The organism is Hyphomonas sp. GM-8P (genome assembly GCF_003263315.1).
GTDB lineage: Bacteria > Pseudomonadota > Alphaproteobacteria > Caulobacterales > Hyphomonadaceae > Hyphomonas.
This window is the reverse complement of the sequence record NZ_AWFE01000046.1, coordinates 79,358-99,777: the sequence shown is the minus strand read 5'-3', so window position 1 is coordinate 99,777 and position 20,420 is coordinate 79,358. Positions and strand designations below refer to the sequence as shown.

At 62.2% G+C, this 20,420-nt stretch carries 20 protein-coding genes; 13 read left to right on the top strand and 7 right to left on the bottom strand.

From position 1 onward, the window contains the following. Positions 1–5 precede the first annotated feature (5 nt). The 12 genes from HY26_RS04080 to HY26_RS04030 all read left to right on the top strand — a co-directional run bounded on the left by HY26_RS04080 (position 6) and on the right by HY26_RS04030 (position 12,572). Positions 6–500 carry a hypothetical protein gene (locus tag HY26_RS04080; protein WP_034766229.1) on the top strand — a complete coding sequence of 165 codons (495 nt, stop codon included), beginning with the start codon at positions 6–8 and terminating at the stop codon, positions 498–500. After that, the gene (locus HY26_RS04075; protein WP_034766230.1) at positions 500–706 is read left to right on the top strand and encodes a DUF2007 domain-containing protein; all 207 of its coding nucleotides are present in this window, start codon (positions 500–502) and stop codon (positions 704–706) included. Before HY26_RS04080 ends, HY26_RS04075 begins: the two co-directional genes overlap by 1 nt. Further along, positions 703–1,425, top strand: a complete 723-nt coding sequence (locus HY26_RS04070) for a tRNA1(Val) (adenine(37)-N6)-methyltransferase (RefSeq protein ID WP_112072972.1) — start codon at positions 703–705, stop codon at positions 1,423–1,425. Before HY26_RS04075 ends, HY26_RS04070 begins: the two co-directional genes overlap by 4 nt. Before the next feature lie 191 nt (positions 1,426–1,616). Then, a complete protein-coding gene (locus HY26_RS18970) occupies positions 1,617–1,754 on the top strand; it encodes a hypothetical protein (protein ID WP_155843589.1) in 138 nt (45 codons plus the stop codon). Positions 1,755–1,827: 73 nt separating this feature from the next. Continuing rightward, a complete protein-coding gene (locus HY26_RS04065) occupies positions 1,828–2,730 on the top strand; it encodes a glycine--tRNA ligase subunit alpha (protein ID WP_034766232.1) in 903 nt (300 codons plus the stop codon). Next, entirely contained in the window at positions 2,727–3,212 is a 486-nt protein-coding gene (locus tag HY26_RS04060) for a DUF2314 domain-containing protein (protein WP_034766233.1), read from the top strand. The genes HY26_RS04065 and HY26_RS04060 overlap by 4 nt, the downstream gene beginning before the upstream one ends. Positions 3,213–3,294: 82 nt before the next feature. After that, entirely contained in the window at positions 3,295–3,669 is a 375-nt protein-coding gene (locus HY26_RS04055; RefSeq protein ID WP_112072971.1) for a hypothetical protein, read from the top strand. Between the two features lie 63 nt (positions 3,670–3,732). Then, positions 3,733–3,975 carry a CDGSH iron-sulfur domain-containing protein gene (locus tag HY26_RS04050; protein ID WP_034766236.1) on the top strand — a complete coding sequence of 81 codons (243 nt, stop codon included), beginning with the start codon at positions 3,733–3,735 and terminating at the stop codon, positions 3,973–3,975. 52 nt (positions 3,976–4,027) lie between these two features. Next, a complete protein-coding gene (locus HY26_RS04045; protein ID WP_112072970.1) occupies positions 4,028–5,923 on the top strand; it encodes a caspase family protein in 1,896 nt (631 codons plus the stop codon). Positions 5,924–6,027: 104 nt separating this feature from the next. Continuing rightward, positions 6,028–8,151: a glycine--tRNA ligase subunit beta gene (glyS, locus tag HY26_RS04040; RefSeq protein WP_112072969.1), complete on the top strand. Its 2,124-nt coding sequence runs from the start codon at positions 6,028–6,030 to the stop codon at positions 8,149–8,151. Positions 8,152–8,367: 216 nt separating this feature from the next. After that, the gene (gene ppdK / locus HY26_RS04035) at positions 8,368–11,061 is read left to right on the top strand and encodes a pyruvate, phosphate dikinase (protein ID WP_051599904.1); all 2,694 of its coding nucleotides are present in this window, start codon (positions 8,368–8,370) and stop codon (positions 11,059–11,061) included. Positions 11,062–11,489: 428 nt separating this feature from the next. Continuing rightward, entirely contained in the window at positions 11,490–12,572 is a 1,083-nt protein-coding gene (locus HY26_RS04030; RefSeq protein ID WP_233351527.1) for a cell wall hydrolase, read from the top strand. Between the two features lie 77 nt (positions 12,573–12,649). Here the strand turns inward: HY26_RS04030 and HY26_RS04025 are convergent, their stop codons facing one another. The 7 genes from HY26_RS04025 to HY26_RS03995 all read right to left on the bottom strand — a co-directional run bounded on the left by HY26_RS04025 (position 12,650) and on the right by HY26_RS03995 (position 19,905). Further along, positions 12,650–13,459 carry an SDR family oxidoreductase gene (locus HY26_RS04025; protein ID WP_034766238.1) on the bottom strand — a complete coding sequence of 270 codons (810 nt, stop codon included), beginning with the start codon at positions 13,457–13,459 and terminating at the stop codon, positions 12,650–12,652. 45 nt (positions 13,460–13,504) lie between these two features. Beyond that, positions 13,505–14,359: a carboxylating nicotinate-nucleotide diphosphorylase gene (gene nadC, locus HY26_RS04020; protein WP_112072967.1), complete on the bottom strand. Its 855-nt coding sequence runs from the start codon at positions 14,357–14,359 to the stop codon at positions 13,505–13,507. Next, entirely contained in the window at positions 14,356–15,897 is a 1,542-nt protein-coding gene (locus tag HY26_RS04015) for an L-aspartate oxidase (RefSeq protein ID WP_051599905.1), read from the bottom strand. Before HY26_RS04015 ends, nadC begins: the two co-directional genes overlap by 4 nt. 1 nt (position 15,898) lies before the next feature. Beyond that, complete coding sequence (locus HY26_RS04010; protein ID WP_112072966.1) at positions 15,899–16,363, bottom strand: hypothetical protein; 465 nt, start codon at positions 16,361–16,363, stop codon at positions 15,899–15,901. A 71-nt stretch (positions 16,364–16,434) separates the two neighbouring features. Beyond that, positions 16,435–17,577: a quinolinate synthase NadA gene (nadA, locus tag HY26_RS04005; protein ID WP_034766241.1), complete on the bottom strand. Its 1,143-nt coding sequence runs from the start codon at positions 17,575–17,577 to the stop codon at positions 16,435–16,437. A gap of 211 nt (positions 17,578–17,788) precedes the next feature. After that, complete coding sequence (locus HY26_RS04000; protein WP_081813091.1) at positions 17,789–19,246, bottom strand: amidohydrolase; 1,458 nt, start codon at positions 19,244–19,246, stop codon at positions 17,789–17,791. Positions 19,247–19,335: 89 nt separating this feature from the next. Next, positions 19,336–19,905 carry an NYN domain-containing protein gene (locus tag HY26_RS03995; protein WP_034766397.1) on the bottom strand — a complete coding sequence of 190 codons (570 nt, stop codon included), beginning with the start codon at positions 19,903–19,905 and terminating at the stop codon, positions 19,336–19,338. Positions 19,906–20,062: 157 nt separating this feature from the next. On the opposite strand from HY26_RS03995, the gene rpoZ reads away from it, so the two are divergent. Next, entirely contained in the window at positions 20,063–20,413 is a 351-nt protein-coding gene (gene rpoZ / locus HY26_RS03990) for a DNA-directed RNA polymerase subunit omega (RefSeq protein WP_034766242.1), read from the top strand. Positions 20,414–20,420 lie beyond the last annotated feature (7 nt).

Sequence of the window (20,420 nt, the reverse complement as noted above, 5' to 3'; positions counted from 1 at the left end):
TCGGCATGAAGCGCCTTCTGATGTGTTCCGCGTTCGTGTTGGTGGCAGCCTGCGCCAGCACGTCCGCCTACGGGCCCGCCGCCAAATCCGGCGCCATGGGCTATGAATCCCTGCAGATCGAGAATGACCGGTTCCAGGTCTCCTACACCGATACGGATGCCGCCCGGGCCCGCGACCGGGCCTTGCTGCGCGCGGCGGAAGTCACGCTGGAGCAGGGCAAGGAGTGGTTTGAAGTGACCAGTTCCTACTCGTCTGACGAATCGACACGGGACAGCGGCAGCCGGACCTCTGTCAGCATTGGCGGATCGACCGGTTCCTACGGCCGGTCCAGCGTCGGCGTGGGCGTCGGGATCGGATTTCCGATCGGCAGCTCCAGCAGCAGCGGCAAGGTCACCGAAGTTCTGGAAATCAAGGTCGGCTCCGGCGAAAAACCTGACCGCCCGAACGTCTATGACGCCCGCTCCGTGGACATAAATCTCCGGGGTTCGGCGACTTCCTGATGGAAGAGGTTTTCAGGACCAATGACCTCATCAAGCTGAGCTATGTGGAGCATCTGCTTCAGGAAGCGGGCATCGACTATTTCGTGGCCGACAAGCATATTTCTGCCGTTGAGGGCAATATCGGGGCCTTTCCGCGCCGGGTCATGGTGCAGGAAGCGGTGAAAGAGCATGCGCTGGCGGCGCTCGCCGGGGTCGAGAAGGGATGACGACCGAGGACACGGTCTATCAGGGTCGGGTACATCTGGTTCAGCCGGAGCAGGGCTTCCGGGCGGGCACGGATTCCCTGCTGTTGGCGGCGGCGCTGTCCTGCCGGCCGGGTGGGGAGGCGCTGGAAATCGGCTGCGGCTGCGGCGGGGCGCTGCTGCCTGCGGCGTATCGTATGGACGACGTTCGCCTGACCGGGCTGGACGTCGACATGACTATGACGGACTTAGCCCGGACTGGCGCGGACCGGAACGGATTTGCCGGACGGGTCACAATTGAGACGGGCGAAGCCTCCGAATGGGTCCGCGATCATGAGAACCGGTTCGACCTCGTTTTCGCCAATCCGCCCTTTTTTGAGCCGGGGCGAATCTCTGCGCCGGGTGAGGGCAAGGCGGACGCCTATATCGAGACGCTGGACCTTGCCGGCTGGATCAAGGCAATGGCTTTCGCTGCCAAGCCCCGCGCGCCGCTGGTAATGATCCACCGCGCGGCGGAGCTCGCCCGCATCCTTGCGACGTTCGACCGGCAGACCGGGGAGATCACCGTCCTGCCCATCGCGTCGAAACCTGGCGAGGAAGTGCGCCGGGTGCTGGTGCGCGGCCGCAAGGGGCTGAAACGCGGACCGGTGCGGCTGCTGGCACCAATGGTGACCCACCAGCCGGACGGGTCGGCCAGCCCGGCGCTGGAGGCCATCCGCCGGGGTGAACCAATCGACTGGTAGGGCCTCGTTGCGACTTGTGCTAACGTCCCCGGACCCCATCTCAGTTTGAAGGGGGCAGGAAGGAGCCCAGAAGTGTTCGGCGTCTTGTTCTGGATTTTCATGATCGGCGGCCTGATCGTTGCGGCGCTGGGTTTCACCAGCACGTACCGCCAGCGGGATGACCGTGACGGGCCCAACTGAGGAGACGCGAATTGTTTGCTGCGCTGTTCTGGCTGTTCCTTCTGACTGGCCTATTCGTCGCCATAATGGGCCATTCTGGTTTCTACCACCTCGTCACCGGCCGCGACGGCGGAAACATGGACCATCCGGACTCGCGGGGCAGTTTCTGAACGCACGCCCGCGCTTGCACCGCGGCGCCGGCAAGGCTAGTCCGGCAGGGAAATTCTCCAATGGAACAGAGCCATGTCCGCACCCAAGGCTGAAGCCAAGCCGAAATCCTTTCAGGATCTGATCCTGACGCTCCAGAATTACTGGGCGGAGCAGGGCTGTGCTGTCCTGCAGCCATATGACATGGAAGTCGGCGCCGGGACGCTGCACCCGGCCACCGTGCTGCGCGCGCTCGGTCCGAAGAACTGGCGGGCCGCTTATGTCCAGCCCTCGCGCCGCCCGAAGGATGCGCGCTATGGCGAGAACCCGAACCGGCTCGGCCACTATTACCAGTTCCAGGTGATCCTGAAGCCGAACCCGGAAAACCTTCAGGATCTGTACCTGACCAGCCTCTACAAGATCGGTATTGACCCGACGGTGCACGACATCCGCTTCGTCGAGGACGATTGGGAAAACCCCACCGTCGGCGCCTGGGGCCTTGGCTGGGAAGTCTGGTGCGACGGGATGGAAGTCAGCCAGTACACGTATTTCCAACAGGTCGGCGGCCTTGATGTGCGCCCGGTTTCGGGCGAGCTGACCTATGGGCTCGAACGTCTCGCCATGTATGTGTTCGGCGTCGATAATGTCTACGACTTGCCGTACAATGATCCGGACTCGGACGTTCCGCTGACCTATGGCGACGTGTTCCTCGAAAACGAGAAGCAGCAGTCTGCCTTCAATTTCGAATTCTCCGATGTCGAGATGCTGAAGCGCTGGTTTGCCGATTGCGAGAACCAGTCGAACGCCCTGCGCGCGGCGGGCAAGCCGCTGCCGGCCTATGACTACGCGCTGAAAGCGTCGCACACATTCAACCTGATCGACGCCCGCGGTGCGATCAGCCCAACCGAGCGGCAGGCCTATATTGGCCGCGTCCGCGACCTTGCCCGCGGCGCCGCCGAACAATGGGCGGAGCAGGAAGACGCGCGGGCCGGGGGATGAAGGCGCAGGCGCTCTTCGCGGCACTGGCCCTGATCGCTGCCTGCGGCGGGGAACGTGTTGCAGAAGACGGCCCGCCGCCGCTCTACAAATACAATGCGATGAAAGAGGCGGTTACGGACGCTCGCGACACGCTGCCTGTGTTCTGGGAAGCGCTCGAGTCCGGCAATGCCGCCTATTCGGATTTCGCGCTGAACGTCGCCACAAAGTCTGACCGGTACACGGAAGAACATGTCTGGCTGGTCGATATCCGGCATGTGGACGGCGAGCATTTTGCCGGCGCCGTTCCGAAGGATCATGAGATCCGGGACGGCCTTGCCCCCGGCGACAGGATCGCCTTTCTGCCTGAACAGATTTCAGACTGGCGGTTCCGGGAGGATGGCAAATTCCGCGGCGCCTATACGACCCGTGCCATGATGAATTTGGCGCCGGACGCCAAAATCGATAACATCCGGGCCATGTTCCACGACTCGCCGGTGCCGTGAACTCGCGTCCGGAAACGGTCTTCACCCTCTGGTCATGATTTTCTCCCAGGATTGTAATATCTGCAATCAAAGGAAGTCTCCGATGCGCCGCATTTTCGTCGCCGGACTAGCGCTGATCCCGATGGGTATGATCTTCCCGGCTGAGGCCCGGCAAGCGGTCGGGCCAGCGTTTCCATCCTATCTGGGCACGGTCGAACAGGTGCAGGATGTGATTGCGGCGCCCGGCAGGAAGATCGTCCGCCTTGATGCGGATGACATGTCAGCCGGAATCCTCACCCAGCTGATGAATGCCACACCCGGAACGCAGCTCGCCCAGGCCGTCATCGTCAGACTCGACTCCGGAGGCCGGAAGGAGATCATTGTTCCTCCGGGCACTCTGCTGGCTGTGGACGACCGCGTGAATTGCCTCGCAAGGCCGGGTGGCTGGGGCGTCGAACGGGTTGAACAAGCCGGTTAAATCGGGAACCATGAACGTTGGCGCGTAAGTCTGGGCCCATCCTGGACAGAACAGGAGGTGGATATGGCAGACCAACCTGAAATCGGCGGGCGCGAGCCCATCGCGGTCGAGGTCGAAGAAGGCAAGATGTACTGGTGGTGCGCGTGCGGGCGGTCGAAGAACCAGCCTTTCTGCGACGGCAGCCACAAGGGCAGCGAATTCGTGCCGCAGGGGTGGGAAGCGCCGAAAACCGGAAAGGTCTTCTTCTGTGCCTGCAAGCGCACCGGCAAGAGCCCGCTTTGCGACGGCAGCCATAACAAGCTTTGACTTGGTCTGATCCGGGCATCGGGGTAACCTCTCTTTCGTGGGAGGAATTCAGATGTTCCGGACGATCAGCCTGCTGTTGTTCCCGGTCTGCCTGTCTCTGGCGGCTGCTGCTGAAACCAACCGCGCCTTTATCGTCGGGGTGGGCGAATATGCCGAGCTGACAGACCTGCAGAAGACGGTTGGCGATGCGAACGGCTATGCTGGCGTTTTTGCCGAAGACCTGAATTTTGAAGTCACCCCCCTGATCAACCCGGACACGGATACGTTCCTGGAACAGTTCGATGCGTTCCTGCAGACGATCGAGCCGGGTGATCGGGTGGCTTTCATCTTCTCCGGCCATGGCTGGTCGGATGGTGGGCAGAATTATCTCGCCTTGTCGGATGCGCCGTATCACAGCTCCCTGCTGGGTTTGCGGAAGCGGACAATCTCGCTGAGCGAAGAAATCCTGGACGAAATCCGGGCCCGGCAGCCGGAAATGGTGTTCGCAGTGGTCGATGCCTGCCGGGATAATCCCTTCGACACTGGCACGCGCAGCATGACCAAGGGCATGGCCCGCACAGGGATCACGAGCGACACGCTGGTCGTGTATGCCGCCGGCGCAAACCAGATGGCGCTCGACCGGCTCGGTCCGGAAGATGAGGCGCCGTATTCCGTCTTTACCCGCAGCCTGTTGCCGAAACTGCGCGATCCGAATTTCCCGCTGTCTTTCGCCGTTGGCGAAGCCAGCGAGGAAGTTGCCGAACTCGCCGCCAGTGTCGAGCACTCCCAGAAGCCGGCGGTTTATTCCGATGTTGATCCCCGCTTCTGCTTCTCCGGCCAGTGCCAGTTCGGGGAGATGGACCAGGAAGAGAAAGACTGGATCTACATTTCCAGCGCCGGCTATGTGCAGATGGACGTCTGTTCCAAGTACAGCGAGCATCTGAAGAAATATCCGGACGGCAAGTTTGCCGCCGTGGCGAAGCGCTACCTGTCCAATCCGCCCTGCGCTGTGGAGCGTCTGAAGCTCAAATCGGCCTCCTGGTATGCCGACCTGCAGGGCCATACCGACGAGATATATGGCCTCGACTACAGCCCCAGCGGCCGGTTCCTGGCCAGCGCTTCGGCCGACAACACGGCGCGGATCTGGGTAGTGGGCATGTCGCCTTCCGAATTCGGGGGGCTGACCGTTCTGGAAGGTCATACCGAACCCCTCCTGTCGGTGCAGTTCAGCCCGGACGAGGAATATGTGGTCACGGCCTCTCAGGACGATACCGCCCGTATCTGGCGCGCGGTCGGCGGCTCGCCGGTGCAGGTACTGACCGGTCATACGGGCGATGTGTCTTTCGCGGATTTCAGTCCGGATGGCGAACGCGTGGTCACCGCCTCCTATGATGGCACTGTGCGGGTGTGGGAGGTGGCGACCGGCGAGGAAGCCTTCCGGATCGACACGCATTCCTCAGCCGTACGGTCCGTTCACTACAGCCCGCTGGGCAACCGCCTGCTGACCGCTTCGAACGACGGCACGGTGCGCCTCTTCAATTCCAGCAACGGATCGCTGGTGCGCACGATTGAGTCCGGCCCGGTGCCGGCGACCTATGCGGAATCCGATGATACGGCGGATCGGGTGCTGGTCGCCTCCGCCGATGGGTCGGCGCGCATCTGGAGCGATACGGGCGAGCCGATTGAGCTCGAAGGTCATGACGGCCCCTTGTGGAATGCCGCGTTCAGCCCGGATGGCGAAATGGTCGTCACCAGCGCGGATGACCTGTCGGCCCGGCTGTGGGACGCAAGGAACGGGGCCATGCTGGCCAAACTCCAGGACCTCGGCGCCTTCGGGGCGAACTGGGCGGTGTTCTCGCCGGACGGCAAGATGGTCGCCGCGGCGATGAAAGGCGCGCACCTCCAACTGTGGCAGCTGACCTTCGAGACGGAGTTCGCGCCGGAGGAAACCGGCGAGCCGGCGCCCTAGAAACCTCTCCTTATCCGGGCCCAACTACAGACCTGCCGCTTGACCCGTGTGCGGGCGCCTGTAAGCCGTGGCGGTCTTATCTTTCCTGAACACTGCAGGGCATTATGGCTGAGCTGCTTCTAGAACTCTTTTCCGAGGAAATTCCTGCGCGCATGCAGGCAAAGGCGGAGGCCGACCTGCGCGATGCCATGGAGAAGGCCCTGAAAGAGGCCGGTCTCAAATGGAAGCTGCTGGCCGCCTGTTCCGGCCCGCGCCGCCTGACCGTGTCGATCAACGGCCTCAGCGAGCGATCGGCCGATGTGAAGGAAGAGCGCAAGGGCCCGAAGGTCGGCGCGCCGGACAAGGCGGTCGAAGGCTTCCTACGCGGCGCCGGGCTCAGCGATATCAGCCAGGCCGAAGTGCACTCCGATCCGAAGAAAGGCGAATTCTATGTCGCCGTGATCGAGACGCCCGGCCGCGACGCGAAGGACATCATCGCCGAGACGGTGCCTGCGATCATCCGCGGCTTCCATTGGCCGAAGTCGATGCGCTGGGGCACCGGAGACCTGCGCTGGGTGCGCCCGCTGCAGCGGACCACCTGCGTGCTGGATGGCGAAGTCGTGCCGTTTGATGTGGACGGTATTACCAGCGGCAATGAAGTCGAGGGCCACCGAGTGCATGGCCGCGGGCCGTATAAGGTGACGGGCTGGGAGGATTATTCCAAGCAGCTGGAAGGCGCCGGCCATGTGAAGCTGACGCGGGCCGACCGCCGCGAAGTGATCCTCAAGGGGATCGAAGCCGTCTGCAAAAAGGCCGGACTCGAATGGATCGAGGACCAGGGCCTGCTGGAAGAAGTGACGGGCCTCGCCGAATGGCCGGTGGTCGTGCTGGGCGACATGGATCCGGATTTCCTGAGCCTGCCGCCGGAAGTGATCCAGCTCTCCATGCGCACGCACCAGAAATACTTCGCCGTTAACGATGCAAAGACCGGCAAGCTCGCGCCGTACTTCATAGTGGTGGCGAACATCGAGGCGACCGATGGCGGTAAGAAGCTGGCCGAGGGCAATTCCCGCGTCCTTGCCGCCCGCCTCGACGATGCCCGCTTCTTCTGGGACCTCGACAAGGCCAAGCCGCTGGAAGAGATGGCGAAGAAGCTGTCGACGATTGCGTTCAAGGCAGAGCTTGGCTCGCTGGGCGACAAGGTTGAGCGCGTCGCGGCGCTCGCCCGCGAACTCGCCCCGAAAGTGGGCGCCGATCCGGACCTCGCCGAGCGCGCCGCGCGCCTCGCTAAGGCGGACCTCGTATCAGAAATGGTCGGCGAGTTCCCGGAACTGCAGGGCGTGATGGGCCGCTACTATGCGATGGAAGCGGGTGAGCCTGCTGCTGTGGCTGACGCCATCCGCGACCATTACAAGCCGCAGGGCCCAAGTGATATCGTACCGACCGACCCGGTGGGCATCGCCGTCGCCCTCGCCGACAAGCTCGACACGCTGGTCGGCTTCTGGGCCATCGACGAGAAACCGACCGGCTCGAAAGACCCGTTTGCTCTCCGCCGTGCGGCGCTGGGCGTGGTTCGGATTGTTTTGGAAAACGGGACGCGGTTGAATCTTGCTGACATTTTGTTCTCGGCAAGAATGGCGTTCCCGAAGGGTTCGAAGAGCCCGGGGCCGTCAAAATCGGTTCGAGAGGCCGTCGAAGGTGCATTCAGAACTGAAGAAACGAATGACCTCCTCTCCTTTTTTGCTGACCGCCTGAAGCAATACCTCCGGGATCAGGGCCAGAGGCATGACCTGATCGATGCTGTTTTTGCGCTCGGCGAGGACGATCTGGTGCTCATCACCCGCAGGGTCGAGGCGCTCGGCGCCTTCCTCGGAACCGAAGACGGCGCGAACCTGCTGGCGGGCTACAAGCGCGCTGCGAACATCCTGAAGGCCGAGGAGAAGAAAGGCGCGCTGCCTGACAATCTCGTCGTCGACGGGGCGCTGATCGATGCCGGGGCGGATCAGGAGATCCACCTGCACCAGACGCTGGGCCAGGTACGCCACGACATCGAAGAGCCCCTCAAGAACGAGGATTTCGAGGCCGTCATGACCGAACTCGCCAAGCTGCGCGGGCCGGTCGATGCCTTCTTTGAGCATGTCATGGTCAATGATCAGGACGACGCCGTGCGGGCGAATCGCCTGGCGCTGCTGGCCGATATCCGTGACACGCTGCATCGCGTGGCCGATTTTTCCCAGATCGAAGGCTGAGCCGACGGGGCTGCCGTCCCGCATCGGAACAGATTTTCCCTGTCTGGTGCGGGCCAGAGCGATTTGATACAGCTATGTGACGAAAAACAACGTTGTCAGGGCATAAGCGACCTTTCGGCCGCTGGCAATTGGCGCTGCGATGCAGCATAGGGTTTGCAATCCCCTCGCGCGCGAGCGGGCATGCAGAGACGCGCGCAGATAATTGAAGAGGACACCATGGGTGAAGCAGCACTGAAGCACGCGGAAGAGACCTGGGTTTACGCATTCGGCGGGGGCACCGCCGATGGCGACGCTTCCATGAAGAATTTGCTGGGCGGCAAGGGTGCAAACCTTGCCGAAATGGCCAAGCTGGGCCTGCCGGTGCCGCCGGGCTTTACGATCTCCACCGCTGTCTGCACGGCCTATTACGAGCTTGAGCGGGAATATCCCTCCACGCTCGCCCCGCAGGTCGACCAGGCGCTGGCCGATCTGGAGAAGAAATCCGGCAAGGGCTTCGGCGATCCGGAAAATCCGCTACTCGTGTCTGTGCGCTCAGGCGCCCGCGCTTCGATGCCGGGCATGATGGACACGGTTCTGAACCTGGGCCTCAATGAAGCCTCGGCCGCCGGCCTCGCCAAGAAGGCCGGTGAACGCTTCGCTTATGACAGCTATCGCCGCTTCATCCAGATGTATTCCAACGTCGTGCTGGGCATCAGCCATGACGAGTTCGAGCACCTGCTCGACGAGTACAAGGACCGTCAGGGCATCGACCTCGATACCGACATGACCGCCGATGACTGGAAGAAGATCATCGTGCACTACAAGGAAGCCGTCGAGAAAGAGCTGGGCAAGCCTTTCCCGGAAGATCCGAAGGAACAGCTGTGGGGCGCCATCTCGGCCGTGTTCGGCTCGTGGATGAACGACCGCGCGATCACCTATCGCAAGCTGAACGACATCCCGGCCGAATGGGGCACGGCGGTGAACGTGCAGGCCATGGTGTTCGGCAATCTCGGCGAAACCTCCGCCACGGGCGTGGCCTTTACGCGCGACCCGTCGAACGGCGATCCGATCTTCTATGGCGAATACCTGATCAACGCACAGGGCGAGGACGTGGTGGCGGGCATCCGCACCCCGGCCCCGATCTCGCGCGAGCGGGCTGACACGCTGGGCTCCGAAGACGCCCCGCTGGAAGAGGCCATGCCGGAAGTCTATGCCCAGCTGCGCGATGTCGCGAACACGCTGGAGCGCCACTACAAAGACATGCAGGACCTCGAATTCACGGTCGAGGACGGCAATCTCTACATGCTGCAGACGCGGAGCGGAAAACGCACCGCCGCGGCTGCTCTCAAGATTGCTGTGGACATGGCCCGCGAAGGCCTGATCAGCGAAAATGACGCCGTGCTGCGCCTGCTGCCATCGCAGCTGGACCAGCTACTGCACCCGACGATCTCTGAAGACGCCGAGCGCGATGTGCTCGTGGTCGGCCTGCCGGCCAGCCCCGGCGCGGCTGTCGGCAAGGTCGTGTTCGATTCCGATGAAGCCTTCCAGTGGGCCGAGAAGGGCGAAGATGTCATTCTCGTCCGTATCGAGACGAGCCCGGAAGACATCAAGGGCATGCACGCTGCGCGCGGCATCGTCACCGCACGTGGCGGCATGACCAGCCACGCCGCTGTTGTGGCGCGCGGCATGGGACGTCCCTGCGTTTGTGGTGCCGGCGGCCTGCAGGTTGATGGCAAGGCGGGCGTGTTCCGCGTCATGGGGCGCGAAGTGAAGAAGGGCGATGTCATCACTGTGGACGGTGCAACCGGCCAGGTGATGCTGGGCGCTGTGGACATGGTGCAGCCGGACCTCTCGGGTGACTTCGGCACACTGATGGCTTGGGCCGATGCGGCCCGCCGCCTGAAAGTGCGGGCCAATGCCGAAACACCGCTCGATACCCGCACAGCGGTTGAGTTCGGCGCGGAAGGCATTGGCCTTTGCCGCACGGAGCACATGTTCTTCGAAGAAGACCGCATCCCCGAAGTGCGTGCGATGATCCTGTCGAACGATGTGGCCGGACGGCGCGCCTCGCTGGACAAGCTTCTGCCAATGCAGCGCGGCGACTTCGAGGAGATCTTCCGTATCCTGGAAGACCGCCCGGCGACTATCCGCCTGCTCGATCCGCCGCTGCACGAATTCCTTCCGCACACCGATGAGGACATGGAAGACGTTGCCAAGGCGTCCGGCGTCAGCGTTGAAGAGCTGAAGCGCCGTGCCTCCGATCTGCATGAAAGCAACCCGATGCTCGGCCACCGGGGGTGCCGCCTGGGTATTACATACCCGGAGATCTACGAAATGCAGGCCCGCGCCATCTTCGAGGCGGCTGTGAACATCGCCAATGAAACGGGCCGCAAGCCGGTGCCGGAAGTGATGATCCCGCTGGTCGCGACACACCGCGAACTGCAGATCCTGAAAGCCGTGGTCGATGAGCAGGCCAAGGCCGTGTTCGCGGAAACCGGTGTGACGCTGGACTACCTCGTCGGCACGATGATCGAGCTGCCGCGTGCAGCCCTGCGCGCCGGCGATATCGCCCAGTCGGCCGCCTTCTTCTCATTCGGTACGAATGACCTGACCCAAACCACGCTAGGCATCTCTCGCGACGATGCCGGCCGCTTCCTGAAAATCTATGAAGACAAGGGAATCTACGAAAAAGACCCCTTCGTCACGCTGGACCAGGAAGGCGTGGGCGAATTGGTGAAAACGGCCGCTGAACGGGGCCGGAACACCCGTCCAGGCATCAAACTGGGCATCTGCGGTGAGCATGGCGGCGATCCGGCTTCCGTGGCCTTCTGCCACCGTACGGGCCTCGATTATGTGTCCTGTTCGCCTTACCGGGTGCCGATTGCGCGTCTCGCAGCGGCACACGCTGCCCTCTCGGAATCAGACAGCTGACAGTTACGGTCCCGAATCGATTGCGAGCGGCTGTGGTAATCGTGCCACAGCCGCTTTTTCGCACCGCAACATGCCTCTTGTCACAAACGTAGAAATTTTACGAAAAATCAACAAGTTGAGGGTCCGGCGTAAATTACACCGAATTAATTCGCTTGTGAGGCGAATTTCACCTGACGGAATTGTCACTCCAAACTCTGGCGAGCTTCTTGCTAGGTAGCTGTTCGGCAGCATATTCCGCTTGTGAAAGGGCGGTAAAAGCCGCCGGAAACAGTCAAACCAAGCAGTCCCGGAACTGCACAACAGGGCGGAATTATATCGCCCACCGGGACCTGGGGAGAGCGGTGATGTTAAGGAATCTTCAACCACGTCAGGCGACCCTGTCGTCAATGCGTGGGCTCCAAGGGAAGCTCAAGCGTTGGTGGATGGCTATGACGAACGAAGAACAGCGCGATATTGTCATTCGCGGCGCGACCGTAGCGGTCTGCGCGGTGGCAGCGACTGTGACCCTGCCTGTGATCGGCTCGGTTCAGTCCGATATTCGCGCTCAAGCAGATTTCAGCGAGCAGGCTCAGCGGTTTGCGCAGATCGAAGATGGCGGCGCCAGCGTCCGCCTGGCCGACCATGCACCGTCGCTGCTGGACACGCCGTGGATTCGCACAGTCGAATATACTCTGGAGCGCGACACAGCCTCCTCGATGAGCCGTTACGCCAAGCGTGACCGGGATGGTGCGGCAATCGCCTCGCTCGTCTCGTTCAAGCCGGAGCACCTGAAGCGCGCTGAAGCGCTCGACTCCGAAGCGCACTGCATGGCGCAGGCGATCTATTACGAATCCCGCAACGAGCCGCTGGCTGGTCAGCTCGCTGTTGCTGAAGTGATTTCCAACCGGATGCGCGACCATCGCTATCCGGACACCGCGTGCGGCGTGGTCTTCCAGGGTGCGACCCGGACGACCGGCTGCCAGTTCACCTTCACCTGTGATGGCGCCCTTGGCCGCAAGCCGAAAGGCACAGCCTGGGAACAGGCACAGGAGATTGCGGCCCACGTCCTGATGAACCTCGCCGAGGATCGTACGGGCGGCGCAACCCATTATCACGCGACCTATGTCGATCCGGTGTGGAGCGCGGGCCTGATCAAGACCGACAAGATCGGCCTGCATGTGTTCTACCGTTTCCCGCGCGGCTCCGAGTGGGCGAAGGTCCGCAGTGCGAGCGCGTCGCGGTCCGCCCCGGCGCCTGTGGTCGCTACGGCGGAAACCAAGGACCTGAATGCGGAATCACTGTCCGTCCTGCGCGAAGCCACCGCGGATGAGATGAGAGTGGCTGCCAAGGTCGAAGCTTCTGCAGCTCCGGCCACGGTGACCACATCGACCCGCACCATCACCAATGGTGCCCCGCGCCTTACGACGGCCACCGAAGGATCGTTCGAGGTCGCCTCGAACGACATGGGCGTTGATTCCTACGCCGCTGCGCAGGCTGCGAAAGCTGTGGCCGCATCAGGCGGCATGCGCTGATCTGAAATCCAGACAATGAAAAAGCCGCCGGCATATCACTGGCGGCTTTTTTTGTTTGCCTTACAGGCCTGGAGGGATCAGTCGCGCGGTGGGACGGACTTTTTCACCTGATTGCGGATCAGGCCCGGCGCCCAGCGGCTGATGAACTTCGCCCGTTGTGCCGCTTTGCCCGCCATATAGTGGATGTCGTCACCATGCGCTGCGTCCCATGCCCGCTGAGCAGCCAGGGAGACCGGATAAACGTCTTGTCCATTCTCGCGGATCTCGTCTGCCATCTTCACATTGGCGCCTTCAGCGGTGCCCATGTCCAGGATCGGTGTATCGATAAACCAGGGCATCAGGCTGGTGACGCGGATGTCGAGATCCCGGAATTCCGCGTCGAGCGCTTCGGTCAATCCGCGGACGGCGAATTTCGTGGCTGAATATACGGCAAGGCGCGGCGAGCCGACTATCCCGGCTGTGGAGGCCGTGTTGACGATGCGCGCGCCTTCCGTTTCCTTCAGTAGCGGCAGGCAGGCCTGCACGCCATTGATGACGCCTTTGACGTTCACGTCGACAACGAGGTCGTTGTCTTCGCCCGAGATTTCCTCGAACCAGCCGTGCCGGCCGATACCGGCATTGTTAAACAGGACATGCATCTTGCCGCCGGTGGCTTCCGAGAAGCTCTTCACGCCCAGAGCCCAGTCATTGCGATCTCGCACATCCAGCTTCGCATAGACGGAATTGCCGGGGCCGAGTTCGCTGGCCACGTCTGCGAGGCCGGCGGTGTTCACGTCATAGAGACCGCAGAACCAACCCTTTTCGGAAAAGAAGCGCGCCGTTTCCGCGCCGATCCCGGAGGCGGCGCCGGTGATAAAAATGCTCTTGCGGCCGTTTGCGCTGGCCATGTCTGAAATCCCTCCTGCGCGGGCAGTTGCCCAATAAGCGCAGTGTCAGACCACATCCATTCCAAGGTCAAGGTTCGGCGCCGAATGGGTGAGCGCGCCAACCGAGATGAAATCAACGCCCGTCTCTGCAATTGCGGCGACTGTATCGAGGTTCACCCCGCCTGATGCTTCCAGCACGGTCTTGCCGCCGGCCATGGCGACGGCCTCGCGCAGCGTGTCGGGGCTCATATTGTCCAGCAGGACAGCATGTGGGCCGTGCGGAAGTGCTTCTTTTAGCTGGTCTAGCGAATCGACCTCGACTTCGATCATCCGCAAATGTCCGGCATAGGCTTTTGCGCGTTCCAGCGCAGTGGAGACCGAGCCGCAGGCCGCGATGTGATTGTCCTTGATGAGGACGGCGTCGTCGAGGCCATAGCGGTGAGCTGTGCCGCCGCCACAACGTACGGCGCGCTTTTCGAGAGCGCGGTGGCCTGGCGTAGTTTTCCGTGTACAGACAATTATCGCTTTTGTGTGCGCGATCTTGTCGGCGAAGGTGCGTGTCATGGTGGCCACGGCGGAGAGGCGGCCAAGGAAGTTCAGCATGGTCCGTTCAGCGATCAGGATGGACCGGGCAGAGCCTTCCAGGCGCGCGACCACGTCGCCCTTTTCCAGTACGGAGCCATCCGGCTTTTCAATGGTCAGCTTTACGGACGGGTCGATCAGCTTCAGCGCGTAGGCTGCTGCATCCAGTCCCGCGATCACGCCTTGCTGGCGCGCGGCGATGACGACTTTCAGCTGGGTGTCAGGCGCGATGGTCGCGTCGGTTGTCAGGTCACCTGCGCGGCCAAGGTCTTCCGCGAGCGCCAGGCGCACGATCGGATCAAGGATAATGTCGGGAAGAGGAGGCGGAACTGGAGTCATGAGGGAACGCTCTCTTTGAAGGGGCGTTGGAGGAACTGGCGATGCGGTTCGCCGGTTTCGGGAAAATCGGAACGGTAGTGGCCGCCGCGGCTTTCGTGCCGAGCCTGTGCGCTTTTTACGATCAGGCCTGCGGACGTGATTGCGCGGGCCGGACCATGTTGCTCACGCAGCTGGTCAATCAGCTCTGCCACTTCGGCGAGCCCGCTCGCATCACGGACCACACCGCAGTTTTGCGACATTGCTGAACGCAAGGCCTGCAGGGCTTCATGCGGCAGCGCGTCAGGCACATGCCCCTTGCTGGCTTTGATGTCCGGCAGTTTTGCCTCTCGCAGGCGCTCGGCAATGCGATGTGAGAAGACGACGGCTTCGAGCAGTGAATTCGAGGCGAGCCGGTTGGCGCCGTGTACGCCGGTGGACGTACATTCTCCGCAGACGGAGAGACCATCCAGGGAGGACTTGCCCCAGAAGTCCGGCACGATACCTCCCATGTGATAATGCGCTGCCGGGGCGATAGGGATCATGTCCACGCGCGGGTCTATGCCAGCCGATTTGCAGGCAGCAAAAACGGTTGGGAAGTGTTCGGGGAAATGTTCCCCGACGGCTTCTCGGCAATCGAGGAAAGCGCCGCGGCCGGATGTGCGCTCGGTATGGACCGCGCGTGCCACTTCATCGCGCGGGGCGAGTTCAGCCAGTTCATGATAGGATTCCATGAAGCGCTTGCCATCGCGGTTGCGCAGGATGGCGCCTTCGCCGCGCAGCGCCTCGGTGGCGAGCGGTGCCGGATCGCGGCCGATATCGATGGCTGTCGGGTGGAACTGAACGAACTCCAGATCTGCGACCAAAGCGCCGGCCTCCCAGGCCATGGCGATGGCATCGCCGCGCGCGGCAGGCGGATTGGTGGTGACCTGGAACAGGCCGCCTGAGCCGCCGGTGCACAGCACGGTTTCGCGGGCTGTCTGCGTCGACAGCCGCCCAGCGGCGTCGCGCAGGATGACGCCCGCAACATTCAGCTGATCGTCCTGCATCAAGCCGACAGCGCGCACGCCTTCAACAATACGGATGTGAGAGGCGGAATGAACGGCCGCGACGAGCGCGTCCATGATGGCCTTGCCTGCAAGATCTCCGGCCACGCGGGCAACGCGCGGATGGGAGTGGGCAGCTTCCAGTGACAGGGCGAGGGCGCCATCGGGCGTACGATCGAAAGGCACGCCAAGCGCGATCAGGTCGCGAACGCGGGCCGGGCCTTCCTCGGCGATCAGGCGGGCGATGATCGGATCCACAAGCCCGGCGCCCGCCGCGATCGTGTCGGCCGCGTGCTGTTCCGGGCTATCGTTCGGGTGAAGGGCTGCGGCAAGGCCGCCCTGTGCCCAGGCTGATGAAGCAGCCTGGCCGAGAGGTGCCGGCGAGATCACGATACAGGGACGCGGAGCGAGCTTCAGTGCCAGGAACAGGCCGGCGAGGCCCGCTCCCACGATCAGGACATCACTGCCGGCGTGTGCATCTGCCGTCAGGGTCTGAACATGCTGCCCGTCCGCCAAGTCAGGAAATACCGTTCGTTGCGCGCCGGAATTCCGCCGGAGCGGTCACCGCCGAGACAAGCGCGCCGAACATGCGGTCGGCCGACTCGATGGTGAGGGTGAAATTGTCGGGCACATAGATCAGACCCTCGACTTTGGATTCCAGCATTTCCTCGATCTCGGAACGAATGGAGAGCTGGTCCCCGAAGCGGCGTGCCTTGCAGGACTGGCGTACGACGGAGCGGCCCCAGACGGAGCACACTTCCACCGCTGTCAGCTCGCAGGTGAACTGGTCCGGTTCCGGGTGAGGGGTGAGATACATTGTGCCGGTCATCAGGCATTCACCACCGCGATAGGGTTTTGTACGGAAACTCCACGTGCCGAGCACGTCGGTCGCATCGTCTTCAGTTCCGGCATGAACCGGCGTTGTTGCCAGCAGGGTACCCGCCAGCGCGAGCGCGGTCATGCGTGCCAGGCGGAAGGTCATGCTGCCACTCCTATTTGTCCTCACACGCATAACCTAGACCCGGCGGCGGGATACGCCAACGCCCCAGCCGCTTAAACCACCATCTCGATTTCGAGGGGTGCAAGTCCAGTCACGAAGTCGAGCGGCTTCTCCATGCGCGGCAGGGCCATCATGGCATCGAGCGCTTCCTTGGCACGCAAGCGCACGTCTTCCGGAATGGTCACCTCATGCTCGCCCGTCACGAGGCAATCATAGATGTTTTCCAGCGTGATGCGCTTCATGTGCGGGCACAGATTGCACGGGCGAATGAAGTTCGTGCCCGGGTTCTCGGCGGCGACATTGTCGCTCATCGAGCATTCCGTCAGCAGCACGACCTTCGGCGGGTGTTTCTCAGCCACATAATTGGCGAGAGCTGCCGTGGAACCGGCATAGTCAGCGGCTTCCAGGACGTCTGGCGGGCATTCCGGGTGGGCCAGAATGACGACGCCCGGATGGGCATCGCGCAGCTGGTGAACGTCTTCGGCGCTGAACATCTCGTGCACTTCGCACGCACCCGGCCAGGTCATGATACGGATATCAGTCTGGGCGGCGACGTTCTTGGCGAGATACTGGTCCGGCACCAGGATGACGGTGTCGGTATTCCATTCCTTTGCAACGGCTTCCACAACCTGCGCTGCGTTGGAGCTGGTGCAGGTGATGTGGCATTCGGCTTTCACGTCGGCCGTCGTGTTTACATAGGTGACGACCGGATAGTTCGGGTATTTTTCCTTGATCAGCCGGACGTCCGCGCCCGTGATCGAGGCGGCAAGCGAGCAGCCTGCGCGTGTATCCGGGATCAGGACGGTCTTTTCAGGGGCGAGGATCTTGGAGGTCTCGGCCATGAAGTGCACGCCGGCTTGGACGATGATGTCGGCATCGACCTTGGACGCTTCGCGGGCGAGCTGGAGGCTGTCGCCCCGGAAGTCGCCGACCAGACGGAAAATGTCCGGCGTCATGTAATTGTGCGCCAGGATGACGGCGTTCTTCTGAACTTTCAGTCGGTTGATCGCAGCGACGAGCGGGGCAATGGCCGGCCACTCCATCGGCGTCACGAAATCTTTGACCAGCGGATAGAGATGGTCTGTTTCTGCGCGCACGGCATCATCATAGCTGAGGCCACGAGCCTCAGCCGCATTCGGGCCGCGCAGCGGCGTGGGGGTAGGGCAGCCAGGTCCAGAATCGATCAGACGAGCCATGTCACGTCCTCCTTTGACCAACCGAGCACTTTTGCTCGATTTGAGTATAATGTGGCCCCGAAAGTGTGCGTTTCAAGGGGAATACCTTCAAACGTCCGGGATCAGGGCGCTCGTGCGACAAGCAATTGAAGCTTTTGCGCACTCTGAGCAAAAGGGGTGTAGCGTAGCCGGCGCGAAAACGCAATCGCAGAAAGTTGAGGGTGGCGCGGCGTCAGTCTTTGAAAAGTTCCAATGCTGCGGCCGTCATGGCATCCGATCCGGTCTGGATGGTGCGGGCATAGTCTGGGGCGAACAGCGAAGAGTGCAGGGATGGCAGCGGCATGCCATCCGCCTTGGCCTTGGCGTACTTCGACGGTTCCACCGCGCCGACCCAGAACAGCACGCTCGGGATCTTGTCAGCCGTCCGACCGTATTGGGAGAAATCTTCTCCGCCCATAACCGGCTTCACCTGGGTCACATACTCCGCGCCCAGCTTCTTGCTGACCGCCTTCATCGCCCGTCCGGTTGTGCCGGGATCGTTGTACGTGGAGGGCGTATAGTCGGACTCGATGGTGATTTCCGGTTCCGGTGCGTCGAAGGCGGCGGCCTGAGCCTTGGCGATGCGTTGGATGCCGTCGAGCAGCATCTGGCGGGTTTCATCATCGTAGGAGCGGACCGTCAGCAGCAGCGTCGCCTCGTCCGGAATGATGTTGTGCTTCGCGCCGGCCTTGAAAGAGCCGACCGTCACAACGGCGCTGTCCAGCGGATCAACGTTGCGGGCGACAAGACTCTGCAGGGCGGTCACGATGTGGGAGCCGATCAGGATCGGATCGCGGGTCGCCTGGGGATAGGCACCGTGCCCGCCAATGCCCTTCACATGGATGTCCACGCTGTCGACATTCGCCATGGCATAGCCCGTGGAATAGACCACCGTGCCGGAAGGCGCATCGGCCGAGACATGCAGGGCCAGGTTGTAGTCAGGCTTCGGAAAGCGCTCGAACAGGCCGTCGGCCAGCATGGCTTCGGCGCCCAGGCCGATTTCTTCGGCAGGCTGGGCGATCATGACCAGTGTGCCTTTCCATTTGGACTTCTGGGCGACGAGCGCACGGGCCGTTGCGAGCCAGGATGTCATGTGCACGTCGTGACCACAGGCGTGCATCACCTTGCTTTCCACGCCGGTCCAGGTTTGGGCCTCGACTGTAGAGGCGTAAGGCACACCGGTCTGTTCAGGCACGGGCAGAGCGTCCATGTCCGTCCGGATCAGGACCGTCGGGCCATTGCCATTCCTGAGGACACCAACGATGCCATAGCCGCCCACGCCAGGTTTGACTTCGCCTATGTCGCGTGTCGCCTTGTCGACGACCCAATCCTGTCCAACGCCGGTCGTGACCTCAAATCCGAGGGTTTCCAGTTCGCTCGCAAGAATGGATGAAGTCTTGGCCTCCTTGAATGAGAGTTCCGGAGCCTGGTGAAGTTGAAGGTAGAGATCGAGGATAGATTGTTCCGGCGTGCCAACCTCGCGGACCGACATGGCGGCTGGCTGGACAATGGCCGTTTCTGACGCCGTGGATTCTGTCGCCGGGCTCGTGGATTCAGCATTGGCTGGCGCAGTAGCCGCAGGCGCTTGGCTCCTGGAGCATCCGGAAATGGCAAGGCCGAGGGCGAGTGTGGATACGAGAGCAGGGCGCAACATGGCAGATCTCCGGAAAACAGATTGGAAGACCCTAGCAAGGTTTCCTTGAGTGCCAAGTGTGGCCGCTGAGCGCGGATGTGGATCGCTTAGTCGTCTTCGTCGAGCGCCGGGGCATCCGGCTGGTCTCGCCGCGGCCGGGCGATCATTTCGGCGATGTCTTCCAGTTCGATAAAGGCGTCTGCCTCCCGGCGCAGGTCATCCGCCACCATCGGTGGGCTGGATGTGTTCGTTGAAACGACCGAGACCCGTACACCTTTGGCCTTTACCGCCTCAATCAGACGCCGGAAATCGCCGTTCCCGCTGAACAGGACGATATGATCCACATGAGCTGCCGCTTCGAGCATATCGACGGCCAGTTCGACGTCCATATTGCCCCGATGGCGCTTTCTGCCTTCGCGGTCGGTGTATTCGCGCGCGGCCTTCTTCACCACGCTGAACCCGTTATAGGCCAACCAGTCGACCAGCGGGCGGATCGGGCTGTATTCATCGCTCTCGACCAGCGCGGTATAGTAGCTGGCCCGCAAGAGGCGGCCACGACCTTGAAATTCCTTCAGAAGTTTTCGGAAATCAATTTCGAGCCCAAGTGCACGGGCCGAGGAATAAAGGTTTGCCCCATCGATGAAGAGCGCCAGGCGCTCATCCTTGTAAAACGCCATGATAAGCCTCGAAATCTCCGCTGCTGCGGGAACGGCCATTAATTGTGCAAAGTAATAGCCGGACAGCTTAGTTTCCGCTGCAATCGGGCGCAAGGGACGGGTTGCGCGGCCTTGTTGCGCTGCATATAAGGGGCGGTTCAAAGGAGACTCTGAATCCATGGCCCGAGTGACTGTCGAAGACTGCATCGAGCAGGTGCCGAACCGTTTTGACCTTGTGCTGCTTGCCGCGCACCGTTCCCGCATGATCCGCGAAGGCTCGCCCATCACTGTGGACCGCGACAATGACAAGGATCCGGTCGTCTCCCTGCGCGAGATCGCTGATCAGTCGGTTGACCTGAAAGTGGTGAAAGAAGCGCTGATCTCCGGCCTGCAGGACATTCGTCCGGGCGAAGAGAACGAGCGCGAAGCAGACCGTATGGCCCTCGAAGCTGCTCCGGCGGCAACCGAAGAAGACGTCATGCGCGCTTACCAGGCCGAGCTCGAATCCGGGCGCGACGACCGGCTCTAGGAGGTTC